Origin of the sequence: Tepidibacter formicigenes DSM 15518, from assembly GCF_900142235.1 — a bacterium.
In the GTDB taxonomy this organism is placed as follows: Bacteria; Bacillota; Clostridia; order Peptostreptococcales; family Peptostreptococcaceae; genus Tepidibacter; species Tepidibacter formicigenes.
The window spans coordinates 1-15,310 of the sequence record NZ_FRAE01000061.1 but is presented as its reverse complement, the minus strand read 5'-3'; the positions used below and the strand labels follow the sequence as shown (position 1 = coordinate 15,310).

General features: G+C 33.2%; 15 protein-coding genes and 1 other annotated feature. All 15 genes read left to right on the top strand.

Annotation, left to right across the window (positions count from 1 at the left end):
- Positions 1 to 321: EF-Tu C-terminal domain-related protein (locus BUA77_RS10405; protein ID WP_456300368.1), on the top strand; the 321-nt coding region annotated here is incomplete at its 5' end.
- A gap of 320 nt (positions 322 to 641) precedes the next feature.
- On the top strand, positions 642 to 791 hold the full coding sequence (gene rpmG / locus BUA77_RS10400) for a 50S ribosomal protein L33 (RefSeq protein ID WP_072889911.1): 150 nt from the start codon (positions 642 to 644) through the stop codon (positions 789 to 791).
- A gap of 24 nt (positions 792 to 815) precedes the next feature.
- A complete protein-coding gene (secE, locus tag BUA77_RS10395) occupies positions 816 to 1,040 on the top strand; it encodes a preprotein translocase subunit SecE (protein ID WP_072889909.1) in 225 nt (74 codons plus the stop codon).
- Positions 1,041 to 1,095: 55 nt separating this feature from the next.
- On the top strand, positions 1,096 to 1,620 hold the full coding sequence (gene nusG, locus BUA77_RS10390) for a transcription termination/antitermination protein NusG (protein ID WP_072889915.1): 525 nt from the start codon (positions 1,096 to 1,098) through the stop codon (positions 1,618 to 1,620).
- A gap of 37 nt (positions 1,621 to 1,657) precedes the next feature.
- The gene (gene rplK / locus BUA77_RS10385; protein WP_072889907.1) at positions 1,658 to 2,083 is read left to right on the top strand and encodes a 50S ribosomal protein L11; all 426 of its coding nucleotides are present in this window, start codon (positions 1,658 to 1,660) and stop codon (positions 2,081 to 2,083) included.
- Between the two features lie 58 nt (positions 2,084 to 2,141).
- Positions 2,142 to 2,840: a 50S ribosomal protein L1 gene (rplA, locus tag BUA77_RS10380; protein WP_072889905.1), complete on the top strand. Its 699-nt coding sequence runs from the start codon at positions 2,142 to 2,144 to the stop codon at positions 2,838 to 2,840.
- A gap of 47 nt (positions 2,841 to 2,887) precedes the next feature.
- Positions 2,888 to 3,026: a sequence feature (ribosomal protein L10 leader region), on the top strand.
- Between the two features lie 38 nt (positions 3,027 to 3,064).
- Positions 3,065 to 3,568: a 50S ribosomal protein L10 gene (gene rplJ, locus BUA77_RS10375; RefSeq protein ID WP_072889903.1), complete on the top strand. Its 504-nt coding sequence runs from the start codon at positions 3,065 to 3,067 to the stop codon at positions 3,566 to 3,568.
- 39 nt (positions 3,569 to 3,607) lie between these two features.
- On the top strand, positions 3,608 to 3,970 hold the full coding sequence (rplL, locus tag BUA77_RS10370; protein WP_072889897.1) for a 50S ribosomal protein L7/L12: 363 nt from the start codon (positions 3,608 to 3,610) through the stop codon (positions 3,968 to 3,970).
- Between the two features lie 158 nt (positions 3,971 to 4,128).
- Positions 4,129 to 7,824, top strand: a complete 3,696-nt coding sequence (gene rpoB, locus BUA77_RS10365; protein WP_072889913.1) for a DNA-directed RNA polymerase subunit beta — start codon at positions 4,129 to 4,131, stop codon at positions 7,822 to 7,824.
- Positions 7,825 to 7,967: 143 nt separating this feature from the next.
- Positions 7,968 to 11,453 carry a DNA-directed RNA polymerase subunit beta' gene (rpoC, locus tag BUA77_RS10360; RefSeq protein WP_072889895.1) on the top strand — a complete coding sequence of 1,162 codons (3,486 nt, stop codon included), beginning with the start codon at positions 7,968 to 7,970 and terminating at the stop codon, positions 11,451 to 11,453.
- Between the two features lie 148 nt (positions 11,454 to 11,601).
- On the top strand, positions 11,602 to 11,847 hold the full coding sequence (locus tag BUA77_RS10355) for a ribosomal L7Ae/L30e/S12e/Gadd45 family protein (RefSeq protein ID WP_072889893.1): 246 nt from the start codon (positions 11,602 to 11,604) through the stop codon (positions 11,845 to 11,847).
- 46 nt (positions 11,848 to 11,893) lie between these two features.
- Positions 11,894 to 12,316, top strand: a complete 423-nt coding sequence (gene rpsL, locus BUA77_RS10350) for a 30S ribosomal protein S12 (protein WP_072889891.1) — start codon at positions 11,894 to 11,896, stop codon at positions 12,314 to 12,316.
- 108 nt (positions 12,317 to 12,424) lie between these two features.
- On the top strand, positions 12,425 to 12,895 hold the full coding sequence (rpsG, locus tag BUA77_RS10345; protein WP_072889888.1) for a 30S ribosomal protein S7: 471 nt from the start codon (positions 12,425 to 12,427) through the stop codon (positions 12,893 to 12,895).
- Between the two features lie 52 nt (positions 12,896 to 12,947).
- Complete coding sequence (gene fusA, locus BUA77_RS10340) at positions 12,948 to 15,014, top strand: elongation factor G (RefSeq protein ID WP_072889885.1); 2,067 nt, start codon at positions 12,948 to 12,950, stop codon at positions 15,012 to 15,014.
- A 64-nt stretch (positions 15,015 to 15,078) separates the two neighbouring features.
- Positions 15,079 to 15,310 (top strand): GTP-binding protein (locus BUA77_RS10335; protein ID WP_242939114.1); only part of this gene is annotated, 232 nt, incomplete at its 3' end.

Sequence of the window (15,310 nt, the reverse complement as noted above, 5' to 3'; positions counted from 1 at the left end):
AGAGGACAAGTTTTAGCTAAGCCTGGAACAATTAAGCCTCATACAAAATTCAAAGCAGAAATATACGTACTTAAGAAAGAAGAAGGAGGAAGACATACTCCATTCTTCGATGGATATAGACCACAATTTTATTTCAGAACAACAGATGTTACAGGAGCAATCAAGTTAGCAGAAGGAACAGAAATGATTATGCCAGGAGATAACACTTCAGTAACAGTTGAATTAATAGCACCAATAGCAATGGAAGAAGGATTAAGATTTGCTATACGTGAAGGTGGAAGAACAGTAGCATCTGGAGTAGTTGCATCTATAATAGAATAGTATAAAAAGAGAAGGGTGATTTTCCTTCTCTTTTTTATAATGAATAGGAAATTATAATCTTTTTGAATTGTGGATAAATATAATTTTCGTTATGAATTTCAAAAAAGTCTACATTTAAAATCTTTAGAATAATGAAGACTTTTTTATAGTAGAACTTTTGTTAAAATATAGAATTTTTGATTTGTTATAAAAAGAATTGACATAATTATAAAAATATGATAACTTTTATAAGGTGATACTTATAATAGCAGTAATCTATGTAAAGAATAAAAATAGATTTCTTTAAGATATGGCTATCAATTGATTAGGAGGTGTAGCAGATGAGAGTTAAAATAACTTTAGCTTGTACTGAATGTAAGCAAAGAAATTACAATACAACTAAAAACAAAAAGAATAACCCAGATAGAATAGAATTAAAAAAATATTGTAGATTCTGCAAAACACACACTGTTCACAAAGAAACAAAATAGTTTATAAAAGGATGTGACGTGGGAATGGCGGCCCAAACAAATACGAACACTAATAAAGAAAATTCTAAGAGTGTTGGAAAGTTCTTAAAAGAAACTAAAGGGGAACTTAAAAAAGTCCACTGGCCCAATAAAAAAGAACTGACTAAATATACTGGAGTAGTTCTAACCACATGTCTTTTAATGACTATATTAGTGTGGGCGGTTGATTCAGGTATAGGTTTTTTATTAAAGCTTATACTAAATAGATAAATCCGCAAAGGAGGGCAGGTGTCATCTGAAATAAAGGTAGATGACAGCTAAAAATATGTCAGAATTAGAACAAGCTAAGTGGTATGTGGCACATACATACTCAGGTCATGAAAATAAGGTTAAAGCTACCATTGAAAAAACTGTACAAACTAGAGGTATGGAAGACTATATCATAGATGTAGTTGTACCTACAGAAGAGGTAGTGGAAACTAAAAATGGTAAAAAGAAAACTAGACAAAGAAAAATATTCCCAGGTTATGTTTTGGTTAAAATGATAATAACAGATGAATCTTGGTATATAGTTAGAAATACCAAGGGAGTAACTGGATTTGTTGGACCTGGTTCAAAACCTGTACCTTTATCAGAAGAAGAAGTTAAGAGAATGGGTGTAGAAAAAGCTGTTCCTGAAATAGATATAGAGGTTGGAGAAGTTATAACAGTTAAAAATGGGCCTTTCGAAGGATTTATGGGTACAGTACAAGAAATTAACATGGAGAAAGAATTAATAAAAGTATTAATATCAATGTTTGGCAGGGAGACTCCTGTAGAATTGGAGTTTGATCAAATAGAAAAAATATAATTTTAATAAAATTAACCTGTATAAGGAGGTGCTATAAATGGCTAAAAAAGTAATAGGACAAGTTAAATTACAAATACCTGCAGGAAAAGCTACGCCAGCTCCACCGGTAGGTCCAGCATTAGGACAACATGGTGTTAATATAATGGGATTCTGTAAAGAATTTAATGCTAAAACTGCAGATAAGGCTGGTTTAATAATTCCAGTTGTTATAACAGTTTACCAAGATAGATCTTTTACATTCATAACAAAAACTCCACCAGCTGCAGTACTTCTTAAGAAAGCTGTTGGTATAGAGTCAGGTTCTGGAGAACCAAACAGAACTAAAGTTGCTAAAATATCTAAAGATAAAATAAGAGAGATAGCAGAACTTAAAATGCCTGACTTAAATGCTGCAACAGTTGAAAGTGCTATGAGCATGATAGCTGGTACAGCTAGAAGTATGGGTATAGTTGTAGAAGACTAATTTTGTTTTTAAAAGTGGGAGGTAAAATTACCGCTTAAAACCACAAGGAGGTATAAAAATGGCTAAAAAAGGTAAGAAGTATTTAGAAGCTTTAAAGTTAGTTGAAAAAGATAGATTATATGATGCATCTGAAGCTTTAGAGTTAGTTGTTAAAGCTGCTAGCGCTAAATTTGATGAAACAGTTGAAGCGCATATAAAGCTTGGTGTTGACTCAAGACATGCAGATCAGCAAGTAAGAGGAGCAGTAGTTCTTCCTCATGGTACAGGTAAAACTAAAAAAGTTTTAGTTTTTGCTAAGGGAGAAAAAGCAAAAGAAGCAGAAAATGCAGGAGCTGATTTTGTAGGAGCAGAAGAATTAGTAGCTAAAATTCAAGGTGAAAACTGGTTTGATTTTGATGTGGTTGTAGCAACTCCAGATATGATGGGGGTTGTAGGAAGACTGGGTAGAGTACTTGGACCAAAAGGTTTAATGCCAAACCCAAAATCAGGAACAGTTACATTTGATGTGGCTAAAGCAATAGATGAAATTAAAGCAGGTAAAGTTGAATACAGATTAGACAAAACAAATATAATCCACGTTCCTGTAGGAAAAGTTTCATTTGGAAAAGAAAAGTTAACTGAAAACTTTTCTACATTAATGGAAGCTGTTATAAAGGCTAAGCCAGCTGCTGCTAAAGGACAATACTTAAAATCAGTTACAGTAGCATCTACAATGGGACCTGGAGTTAAGATAAACCCTGCTAGAGTTACAGAGTAAAAAAACTCTTGACATAGATTTATATTTCATATACAATAAAGAGTGTTGAAAAATAAAATATTTTGCCGTAGACAGTAGGTGCTTTTATAGCTTAATTTTACCTACCGAGGTTTTCTATAAATTATTAATTTAGAGAATAAAGCCTTTGTATGTCTATGGACGTACAAAGGCTTTTTAAAGTATACGGTAAAATACAAGGATAGGTGAAGGAGGTGGACACCTAGATGTCTAAAGCGATTGAACTAAAAGGACAAATTGTTTCAGAAATAGTTGAAAAATTACAAAAATCTTCTTCAACGATAGTTGTTGATTACAGAGGGTTAACAGTAGAAGAAGTTACAGAGCTTAGAAAAAAATTCAGAGAAGCTAATGTAGAATACAAGGTTTACAAAAACACTCTTGTTAGAAGAGCAGCTAAAGAAGTTGGAATAAGTGAATTAAACGATGAATTATTAGTTGGGCCAAATGCTATAGCTTTTGGATTTGAAGATCCAGTTGCTCCAGCTAGAGTTATAAGTGATTTCATGAAAGACCACCCTAAACTTGAACTAAAAATGGGTATAGTTGAAGGGGAATTTTATGATAAAGATAAAATTGAAGAATTCTCTAAAATTCCATCAAGAGAAGTTCTTATTGCAAAATTACTTGGCAGCTTAAAAGCTCCAGTTTCAAATTTTGCATATTTATTAGATGCTTTAATCAAAAAGCAAGAAGGACAAGAAGCTTAATATTCAAATAAAATTGAAAAAATATCGGAGGTGCTTAAAATGACTATAGAACAAATTTTAGAAGCTATAGAGAATATGAAAGTTTTAGAATTAAATGAATTAGTTAAAGCTGCAGAAGAAAAATTTGGTGTATCTGCTTCTGCTCCTGTAATGGTAGCTGGAGCTGCTGGTGGAGCTGCTGCTGAAGAAAAAACTGAGTTTGATGTAATATTAGCAGATGCAGGATCTTCAAAAGTAGGAGTTATCAAAGCAGTTAGAGAAATAACTGGACTTGGATTAAAAGATGCTAAGGCTGTAGTTGATGGTGCTCCAAAACCAGTTAAAGAAGGAGTTTCTAAAGAAGAAGCTGAACAAATCAAAGAAAAATTAGAAGCTGCTGGAGCAAAAGTAGAAGTAAAATAATTAGTTAGAGATAAAAAAGGTGCCATATGGCACCTTTTTTTGTTTTTTATATAAAAAATACCTTGACCTATTTACAAATATATGATAACATTATTGAATGCATTGGAATGGAAAAAAATTTGTTTTTAGTTTTATTTATATTGAGAGGTGAAAACAGAATGCCACATCCTGTCACAATAGGCAAAAGAACTAGAATGAGCTTTTCTAAAATTAATGAAGTTGTACAACTTCCTAACCTTATAGAAATTCAGCTAGATTCCTACAAGTGGTTTTTAGATGAAGGACTAAAAGAAGTTTTTGAAGATATTTCGCCTATAGAAGATTACACAGGTAATCTTATCTTAGAGTTTGTAGATTATTCCCTAGATGAAAAACCAAAATACGAAGTAGAAGAATGTAAAGAAAGAGATGTTACTTACTCTGCACCTTTAAAGGTAAAAGTAAGACTTATAAATAAAGAAACAGGAGAAGTAAAAGAACAAGAAGTTTTCATGGGAGATTTCCCTTTAATGACAGAAAAAGGAACATTTGTAATAAACGGAGCAGAAAGAGTAATAGTAAGTCAATTAGTTAGATCACCAGGTGTATATTTTAGTCAAGAAAGGGATAAAACAGGTAAAAGGCTGATTTCATCTACAGTTATTCCTAATAGAGGAGCTTGGCTTGAATATGAAACTGACTCAAATGATATAATTTCTGTAAGAGTTGACAGAACAAGAAAACAACCAGTTACAGTACTTTTAAGAGCTTTAGGGTTTGGTACAGATTCAGAAATCATAGAACTTTTAGGAGAAGATGAAAGATTATTTGCAACACTAGAAAAAGATAATACTAAAACTGTAGAAGAAGGACTTATTGAAATATACAAAAAGTTAAGACCAGGTGAACCTCCTACAGTTGAGAGTGCATCTTCTTTATTAAATTCTTTATTCTTTGATGCTAAAAGATATGACTTGGCTAAAGTTGGAAGATATAAATTCAATAAGAAATTAGCTTTAGCATATAGAATCATAAATAAAATTGCAGCGGAAGATATTGTAAATACTGAAACGGGAGAACTATTTGTAAAACAAGGTGAAAAAATTTCAATAGAAAAAGCAAAATCAATTCAAAATTCAGGAATAAATATAGTAAAAGTATATGTTGATGAAGATAAAGTAGTTAAAGTTATTGGAAATAATTTTGTTGACATAAAAGAACATGTATCTTTTGATATAGATGATTTGAATATAAAAGAAAAAGTTCACTATCCTACTTTAAAAGAAATACTAGATACATATAGTAGTGAAGAAGAGATAAAAGAAGCTATAAAGGATAATATAAGAAGTTTAATTCCAAAACATATAATACTTGATGATATTATAGCTTCTATAAGTTATCAGTTTAATTTGTTTTATGGAATAGGTCATATTGACGATATAGATCACTTAGGTAATAGAAGAGTAAGATCTGTAGGAGAGTTACTTCAAAATCAATTTAGAATAGGTCTTTCTAGAATGGAAAGAGTTATAAAAGAGAGAATGACAATACAAGATATTGAAGTTGCAACTCCTCAAGCACTAATCAATATAAGACCAGTTGCAGCAGCTATAAAGGAATTTTTTGGGAGCTCTCAATTATCTCAATTCATGGATCAAACAAACCCATTATCTGAACTTACTCACAAGAGAAGATTATCAGCACTTGGACCTGGTGGTCTTTCAAGAGAGAGAGCAGGCTTTGAGGTTCGTGACGTTCACCATTCACATTATGGTAGAATGTGTCCTATTGAGACTCCAGAAGGTCCAAATATAGGACTGATAAACTCTTTAGGTACTTATGCTAAAATAAATCAATATGGTTTTATTGAATCTCCATATAGAAAAGTAGATAAAGAAACTGGTGTTGTAACTAGAGAAATACATTATCTAACAGCAGATGAAGAAGATATATATATAAGAGCACAAGCTAACGAACCTCTAGATGAAGAAGGAAAGTTCGTTAATAAAAGAGTTACTTCTAGAACTGTAAATGGTACAGTTGAAATTGTTCCAGCTCATTTAGTTGACTATATGGATATTTCTCCAAAACAAGTAGTTTCTGTTGCTACAGCAATGATACCTTTCCTTGAAAATGACGATGCAAACCGTGCTTTAATGGGATCAAACATGCAACGTCAAGCAGTGCCTTTGGTTAGAAGAGAAGCGCCTGTTGTAGGAACTGGAATAGAATATAGAGCTGCTAAAGATTCTGGAGCAGTAGTTGTAGCTAGAAACTCAGGAGTAGTTGATAAGTTAAGTGCGGATGAAATAGTAATAAAAAGAGAAGATGGAAATAAAGACAGATATAAATTACTTAAATTTAAACGCTCTAACCAAGGAACATGCATAAATCAAACTCCAATAGTAAATAAAGGAGATAAGATTGAAAAAGGTGATGTAATAGCTGATGGTCCATCTACTGATATGGGAGAAATAGCCCTTGGAAGAAACTGTCTTATAGCTTTTATGACTTGGGAAGGATACAATTACGAGGATGCAATACTAATAAATGAAAGACTTGTTAGAGAAGATAGACTATCTACTATTCATATAGAAGAATATGAAGCTGAAGCTAGAGATACAAAGTTAGGACCAGAAGAAATCACAAGAGATATACCAAATGTTGGAGAAGATGCTATTAAGAACTTAGATGAAAGAGGAATAATAAGAATAGGTGCAGAAGTAGAATCTGGAGATATATTAGTAGGTAAAGTTACTCCTAAAGGAGAAACAGAACTTACTGCAGAGGAGAGACTTCTTCGTGCTATATTTGGAGAAAAAGCCAGAGAAGTTAGAGATACTTCTTTAAAAGTTCCTCATGGAGAATCGGGTATAATAGTAGATGTAAAAGTATTTAGAAGAGAAAATGGAGATGAACTTCCTCCTGGAGTAAATGAACTTGTAAGATGTTACATTGCTAAAAAGAGAAAAATAAATGTTGGAGATAAAATGGCTGGTCGTCATGGAAACAAAGGGGTTATATCAAGAGTTCTTCCAGAGGAAGATATGCCTTTTATGGAAGATGGTACTCCGGTAGAAATAGTATTAAACCCACTAGGAGTTCCTTCTCGTATGAACATAGGACAGGTTCTTGAAGTTCACTTAGGACTTGCTGCTAAATCATTAGGTTGGCATGTAGCAACATCTGTATTTGATGGAGCAAAAGAAGAAGACATAAGAGAGGCATTAAGAGAAGCTGGTTATCCAGAAGATGGGAAATTAACATTGTATGATGGAAGAACTGGAGATGCTTTTGATAATAGAGTTACAGTTGGGTACATGTATATGTTAAAGCTACATCACTTAGTTGATGATAAATTACATGCTAGAAGTACAGGACCTTACTCGTTAGTTACACAACAGCCTCTAGGTGGTAAAGCTCAATTTGGAGGTCAAAGATTTGGAGAGATGGAGGTTTGGGCACTTGAAGCCTATGGGGCTTCACATGCATTACAAGAAATACTAACAGTAAAATCAGATGATGTAATAGGTCGTGTTAGAACCTATGAAGCAATAGTAAAGGGTGAAAATATACCTGAACCTGGAATACCAGAGTCATTTAAAGTTTTAATAAAAGAACTTCAAAGTTTATGTCTTGATGTGAAAGTACTAACAGAAGAAGATCAAGAAATAGAAGTGAAAGAGTCTTTAGATGAAGATGAAATTAATGACAATTTTGAATATATTTCTTCTGAAGGAAATGAAATAAATGAAGAATTAGAACCTATAGAAAATAATGAAGAAGATCTAGATGAAGATTTTGATATAGAATTTGATGAAAGCTTGCTTGAAGAAGAAGAAGAAGAAGATTTGGATGACGAATTTAATTTTTAATCAAATAATATTTTACTGAAAAGCTCTTGTGCTAGTAATACATAACTAGTCAAGAGCTAGTGTAAGTAAAAATAATTTTATTATTATAAAAATAAGTATTTATTATAAATATTTCAAATCTCAAAAAGAAGGGAGAGAACTCCTTGTTTGAATTAAATAATTTTGAGTCAATAAAAATAGCATTAGCATCTCCTGAAAAAATAAGACAATGGTCAAAAGGAGAGGTTAAAAAGCCAGAAACTATAAATTATCGTACTTTAAAGCCAGAAAAAGATGGATTGTTTTGTGAAAGAATATTTGGACCAACAAAAGACTGGGAATGTCATTGTGGGAAATATAGAAGAGTAAGATACAAAGGTGTAGTATGTGATAGATGTGGTGTTGAAGTTACTAAATCTAAAGTTAGACGTGAAAGAATGGGACATATAGAGCTTGCTGCACCAGTTTCTCATATTTGGTATTTTAAAGGAATACCAAGTAGGATGGGTCTTTTACTTGATATGTCTCCTAGATCACTTGAAAAAGTATTGTATTTTGCATCTTATATAGTTATAGATTCAGGTGAAACAGGACTTACAGAAAAACAACTTTTAACAGAAAAAGAATATAGAGATGCTCTTGAAAAGTATGGGAATACATTTAAGGCAGGAATGGGAGCAGAAGCTATAAAAGAACTTCTAAATAAAATTGATTTAGATTCTTTATCAAAAGAATTAAAGCTTAAATTAAAAGATAGCACAGGACAAAAGAGAGTTAGAACAATAAGAAGAATGGAAGTTGTAGAAGCTTTTAAGCAATCTGACAACAAACCTGATTGGATGATATTGGATGTGATTCCTGTAATACCTCCAGACTTAAGACCAATGGTTCAATTAGATGGAGGAAGATTTGCAACTTCAGATCTTAATGATTTATATAGAAGAGTTATAAATAGAAATAACAGACTAAAAAGACTATTAGATTTAGGAGCACCTGATATAATAGTTAGAAATGAAAAGAGAATGCTTCAAGAAGCAGTAGATGCTTTAATTGATAATGGAAGAAGAGGAAGACCGGTAACAGGTCCTGGAAATAGGCCTTTAAAATCTTTATCTGATATGTTAAAGGGTAAGCAAGGACGTTTCCGTCAAAATCTTCTAGGAAAACGTGTTGACTACTCAGGGCGTTCTGTTATAGTAGTAGGACCAGAACTTAAGTTTTATCAATGTGGTCTTCCTAAGAAAATGGCATTAGAACTTTTTAAACCTTTTGTAATGAATGAACTTGTATCAAAAGGTTATGCACATAATATAAAAAGTGCAAAAAGAATGGTTGAAAAAGTTAAGTCTGAAGTATGGGATGTACTAGAAGATGTTATAAAAGGACATCCGGTTTTATTAAACCGTGCTCCTACACTGCATAGACTTGGAATACAAGCTTTTGAGCCAACTTTAGTAGAAGGTAAAGCAATCAAACTGCATCCACTTGTGTGTTCAGCCTATAATGCTGACTTTGACGGAGACCAAATGGCTGTTCACGTTCCGTTATCTGTTGAGGCACAAGCTGAAGCTAGATTTTTAATGCTATCTACTAACAATATATTAGCACCAAAAGACGGTTCACCTATAACTACTCCTACACAAGATATGGTACTTGGAAGTTATTATTTAACTATAGAAGTAGAAGGAGAAAAAGGCGAGGGAAGCATATTTAAAGATTATAATGAGATGCTTCTTGCATACCAAACAGGATCTGTAGGTCTACATGCAAAAGTTAAAGTAAGAAAGAAATTATCTTCGCAAGATAAAGGTGAATTAGTGGAGAGCACAGTAGGTAGATTTATATTCAATGAAAACATACCTCAAGATTTAGGTTTTGTAGATAGAACTAAGGATAAATATTCTTTAGAAGTAGATTTTTTAGTTGATAAAAAGCAATTAGGTAAAATCATAGATAAGTGTTTTAGAAAACATGGGAATACAATAACAGCTATAATGCTTGATAATATAAAATCTTTAGGTTTTACTTTCTCAACAAAAGGAGCCGTAACAATTTCTATAGCTGATATGGATATACCGAAAGAAAAATATGAATTAATATCAAAAGCAGAAGAAAGAGTAGAAAAGTATGAAAGAGCTTATAGAAGAGGACTTATTTCTGACGAAGAAAGATATGAGAAAGTTATAGAAACTTGGACTGAGACTACTGAAAGAGTAACAGATGCCTTGATGTCAAATCTTGGAAGGTTAAACAATGTATTCATAATGGCTCACTCAGGAGCAAGAGGTAGTAAAAACCAAATAAGACAGCTTGGCGGAATGCGTGGTCTTATGGCAAATGCATCTGGTAAGACAGTTGAAATACCAGTTAAATCAAACTTCCGTGAAGGCCTTACTGTACTTGAATATTTTACATCTTCACATGGAGCAAGAAAAGGTCTTGCAGATACAGCACTTCGTACAGCGGATTCAGGGTACTTAACAAGAAGGCTTGTAGACGTAAGTCAGGATGTTATAGTTAGAGAAGTAGACTGTGGAACTAAAGAAGGAGTAATAGTTGCTGCATTCAAAGATGGAAATGAAGTAATAGAAGAATTATACGATAGAATAGTTGGAAGATATACACTTGATGATGTGCTACATCCTGAAACAAAAGAAATTATAGTAAAAGCTGATTCGAGAATAGAGGAAGATGACGCTCAAAAGATAATAGATGCAGGAATTGAAAAAGTAAAAATAAGGTCTGTTTTAAACTGTAAAACATCTCATGGGGTATGTTCTAAGTGTTATGGAAGAAACCTTGCAACAGGTAAAGAGGTAAACATAGGTGAAGCAGTAGGTATAATTGCAGCTCAATCTATAGGTGAGCCTGGAACACAGCTTACAATGCGTACTTTCCACACAGGAGGAGTTGCAGGTGGAGATATAACTCAAGGGCTTCCAAGGGTTGAAGAGTTATTTGAAGCTAGAAAGCCTAAGGGACTTGCTATAATAACTGAAGTTTCTGGTAAGGTTGAACTTGATGAAACAGGAAAGAAAAAAGAAATAACTATTATACCTGAACTTGGAGATGCTAAAACTTATACAATACCATATGGTTCTAGAATAAAAGTTAAACAAGGACAATACATTGAAGCTGGGGACCCTATTACTGAAGGATCTATAAATCCTCATGATATATTAAGAGTAAAAGGAGTTCTTGGAGTTCAAGACTATATAGTAAAAGAAGTACAAAGAGTGTATAGAATGCAGGGTGTTGATATTAACGATAAGCACGTAGAAGTTATAGTAAGACAGATGCTTTCAAAAGTAAAAGTAGAAGATCCTGGAGATACAGATTTACTTCCAGGAGGTCTTGTAGACATACTAGAATTTAATGAAGCAAATGAAAATGCTGTAAAAAAAGGAGAAAAACCAGCTGTAGCAAAGAGAGTTCTTTTAGGAATTACAAAAGCATCTCTTGCAACGGAATCTTTCTTATCAGCAGCATCATTCCAAGAAACAACTAGAGTATTAACTGAAGCTGCTATAAAAGGAAAAGAAGATAATTTAATAGGTCTTAAAGAAAATGTAATTATAGGTAAGTTAATACCAGCTGGAACTGGTATGAAAAGATATAAGAATATAGCTGTAGAAAAAGTGGAAGAATAAACTTGTGTTAACCTTTTGTAAAGACATATTGACACTAAAGTATATATAGTGTTAAAATGTTAAAGTGTGCAAATTTAAGAAAGTTGACTTTTAAATATGTAGGAGATTATTTCATAATCTCCTAGGTATTTAATAAGGAGGAAACTTTATGGATTTACAGAATCTTAAAAATGAAAAAAAAGTAGTAGGCACCAAACAGACAGCTAGAGCCTTAAAAGAAGATAAGGTTACAGTAGTTTTTGTAGCAAAGGATGCAGAAAAGCATGTTACAAAAAATGTAGAAGAATTATCAAAGGAAAAGGGCATAGAAGTAATCTATGTCAATTCAATGAAAGAGCTAGGCAGAGCTTGCAACATACAAGTAAGAGCTGCTGTAGCAGGTATTTTAAAATAGTTGGCGGTCATCAATATTAATAAAATTTTGGAAGGAGGTGCGCATGATGCCAACAATAAACCAATTAGTTCGTAAAGGAAGAAAAGCATTAGAGGAAAAATCTACTGCTCCGGCTTTACAAAAAGGATTCAACTCATTAAACAAAAAAGTTACAAACTTAAGTTCACCACAAAAAAGAGGAGTTTGTACTTCTGTTAAAACTGTAACTCCTAAAAAACCTAACTCAGCTTTAAGAAAGGTTGCTAGGGTTAGACTTACTAATGGAATAGAAGTTACAGCATATATTCCAGGAGAAGGACATAACTTACAAGAACATAGTGTTGTTCTTATAAGAGGTGGTAGAGTAAAAGACTTACCAGGGGTTAGATACCATATATTAAGAGGTACACTAGATACAGCAGGAGTAGAAAACAGAAAACAAGCAAGATCTAAGTATGGTACTAAGAGACCTAAGGCTGCTAAAAAGTAATTAATTAATCGTTCGGTGCTTTAAATATATATATATATTTATGGCATCACGGCAGCTTTATGACTGTCGAGTACCGATGATCTAAAAAAGATTAAGGAGGGAAGTACAATGCCAAGAAAAGGTAATGTTCCAAAAAGAGAAGTTTTACCAGATCCAATATACGGAAGTAAAGTTGTTACTAAGTTAATAAATAATTTGATGTTAGATGGAAAAAAAGGTAAAGCACAAAAAATAGTTTACGGTGCTTTTGAGGTTATAAAAGAAAGAACTGGAGAAGAGGCATTAGAAGTATTTGAAAAAGCTATGAACAATATAATGCCAGTACTTGAAGTTAAAGCTAGACGTGTTGGAGGAGCTAACTATCAAGTACCAGTAGAAGTAAGACCAGAAAGAAGACAAACTTTAGGATTAAGATGGCTAGTTAGATATACTAGAGCTCGTGGAGAAAAAGGAATGGTAGAAAGACTAGCTAAAGAAATAATGGATGCTGCTAACAATACAGGTGCATCAGTTAAGAAGAAAGAAGATACTCATAAAATGGCAGAAGCTAATAAAGCATTTGCTCATTACAGATGGTAGAATTTACAATATATAGCAACTGATAATTTTCATATCAGAAAGGAGGATACCTGTGGCTAGACAATTTCCTTTAGAAAGAACTAGAAATATAGGTATAATGGCCCATATAGATGCAGGAAAGACTACTACTACTGAAAGAATCCTTTTCTATACAGGGGTTACTCGTAAAATAGGAGAAACTCATGAAGGAGCTTCTCAAATGGACTGGATGGAGCAGGAAAAAGAAAGAGGTATAACAATTACTTCTGCTGCAACAACTTGTCAATGGAAAAATCATAGAATTAATATAATAGATACTCCAGGACACGTAGACTTTACTGTAGAAGTTGAAAGATCTCTTCGTGTTCTTGATGGTTCGGTTGCAGTTTTCTGTGCAAAAGGTGGAGTTGAGCCTCAATCAGAGAATGTATGGAGACAAGCTGATACTTATGGAGTACCAAGAATTGCATTTGTAAACAAAATGGATAGAATAGGTGCAGATTTCTTTAATGTTATCGAAATGATGAAAGATAGATTAGGTGCTAATGCGGCAGCAATTCAGCTTCCAATAGGCAATGAAGAAAACTTCACGGGTATAGTAGATTTAGTAGAAATGAATGCAAGAATATATAAAGATGATTTAGGAAAAGATATGGAAGTAACTGAAATTCCTGATGACTTAAAAGATCAAGCTCAAGAGTATAGAGAATTGTTAATTGAGGCTGTTGCTGAAACTGACGAAGAATTAATGATGAGATATTTAGATGGAGAAGAAATCTCAAATGAAGAATTAAAAGCTGCAATTAGAAAAGCAGTTATAGCTTGTGAGCTTAATCCAGTACTTTGTGGTACTGCTTATAAGAACAAAGGAGTTCAGTTATTGTTAGATGCAGTTGTAGATTATATGCCATCTCCATTAGATATACCTGCTATAAAAGGGGTATTACCAGATGGAGAAGAAGATGAAAGACATGCATCTGATGATGAGCCATTTTCAGCATTAGCATTCAAAATAATGGCTGATCCATTTGTAGGAAAACTTGCTTTCTTTAGAGTTTATTCAGGGATATTAAATGGTGGATCTTACGTTTTAAATTCTACCAAAAATAAAAAAGAAAGAATAGGACGTATTCTACAAATGCATGCTAATTCAAGAGAGGAAATCTCAGAAGTTTATGCTGGAGATATAGCTGCAGCTGTTGGTCTTAAAGATACTACAACTGGAGATACTTTATGTGACCCAAATCATCCAATAATTCTTGAGTCTATGGAATTCCCAGAGCCGGTTATATCTGTTGCTATAGAGCCACAATCTAAAGCAGCTCAAGAAAAGATGGGTATAGCTCTTCAAAGACTTGCTGAAGAAGACCCAACATTTAGAGTTCGTACTGATGAAGAAACAGGACAAACTATTATATCAGGTATGGGTGAGCTTCATCTAGAAATAATAGTAGATAGACTATTAAGAGAATTCAAGGTTGAAGCAAATGTTGGAGCGCCTCAAGTTGCTTATAGAGAAACAATAACTAAAGAAGTTGATGTTGAGAATAAATATGCTAAGCAATCTGGTGGTAGAGGACAGTATGGACATGTTAAAATTAGAGTTTATCCAAAGCAACCAGGTGAAGGATACGAATTTATTAATAAAATCGTAGGAGGAGCAATTCCAAAAGAGTACATTGGACCAGTGGACGCTGGTATTCAAGGTGCTATGGAAGCTGGAGTTGTAGCAGGATATCCTGTTGTTGATGTAGCTGTTGAGTTATACGATGGTTCTTATCATGAGGTAGACTCTTCAGAAATGGCATTTAAAGTTGCTGCTTCTATGGCATTCAAAGATGCTATGAAAAAAGCAAATCCAGTACTTCTTGAACCATACTTCAAAGTTGAAGTAGTAACTCCAGAAGATTACATGGGAGATGTAATGGGAGATTTAAATTCTAGACGTGGTAGAATAGAGGGTATGGAAGCGAGAGCAGGTGCACAAGTAATAAATGCTTATGTTCCACTTTCAGAAATGTTTGGTTATGCTACGACTTTAAGATCTATGACTCAAGGTCGTGCAACATACACAATGATATTTGATCACTATGAGCAAGTTCCAGCAGGAGTTGCTAAAAAGATAATAGAAGGAAAATAATAATATAAATAAAAAATGGTAGGGTGTTTATCCCTACCATATATATAAAAAGGAGGAAGAAAAAATGGCAAAAGCTAAATTTGAAAGAACTAAGCCACACGTTAATATTGGAACAATAGGACACGTTGACCATGGTAAAACAACATTAACAGCTGCTATAACAAAAACATTACATGCAAGATACCAATTAGGAGAAGCAGTAGATTTTGCAAATATAGATAAAGCTCCAGAAGAAAGAGAAAGAGGAATCACAATTTCAACAGCACACGTTGAATATGAAACTCCAAATAGACACT

Excerpts from the sequence above, each read along its gene's own strand:
- rpmG (WP_072889911.1), top strand. The coding sequence starts at position 642 with ATGAGAGTTAAAATAACTTTAGCTTGTACTGAATGTAAGCAAAGAAAT.
- secE (WP_072889909.1), top strand. The coding sequence starts at position 816 with ATGGCGGCCCAAACAAATACGAACACTAATAAAGAAAATTCTAAGAGT.
- nusG (WP_072889915.1), top strand. The coding sequence starts at position 1,096 with ATGTCAGAATTAGAACAAGCTAAGTGGTATGTGGCACATACATACTCA.
- rplK (WP_072889907.1), top strand. The coding sequence starts at position 1,658 with ATGGCTAAAAAAGTAATAGGACAAGTTAAATTACAAATACCTGCAGGA.
- rplA (WP_072889905.1), top strand. The coding sequence starts at position 2,142 with ATGGCTAAAAAAGGTAAGAAGTATTTAGAAGCTTTAAAGTTAGTTGAA.
- rplJ (WP_072889903.1), top strand. The coding sequence starts at position 3,065 with ATGTCTAAAGCGATTGAACTAAAAGGACAAATTGTTTCAGAAATAGTT.
- rplL (WP_072889897.1), top strand. The coding sequence starts at position 3,608 with ATGACTATAGAACAAATTTTAGAAGCTATAGAGAATATGAAAGTTTTA.
- rpoB (WP_072889913.1), top strand. The coding sequence starts at position 4,129 with ATGCCACATCCTGTCACAATAGGCAAAAGAACTAGAATGAGCTTTTCT.
- BUA77_RS10355 (WP_072889893.1), top strand. The coding sequence starts at position 11,602 with ATGGATTTACAGAATCTTAAAAATGAAAAAAAAGTAGTAGGCACCAAA.
- rpsL (WP_072889891.1), top strand. The coding sequence starts at position 11,894 with ATGCCAACAATAAACCAATTAGTTCGTAAAGGAAGAAAAGCATTAGAG.
- rpsG (WP_072889888.1), top strand. The coding sequence starts at position 12,425 with ATGCCAAGAAAAGGTAATGTTCCAAAAAGAGAAGTTTTACCAGATCCA.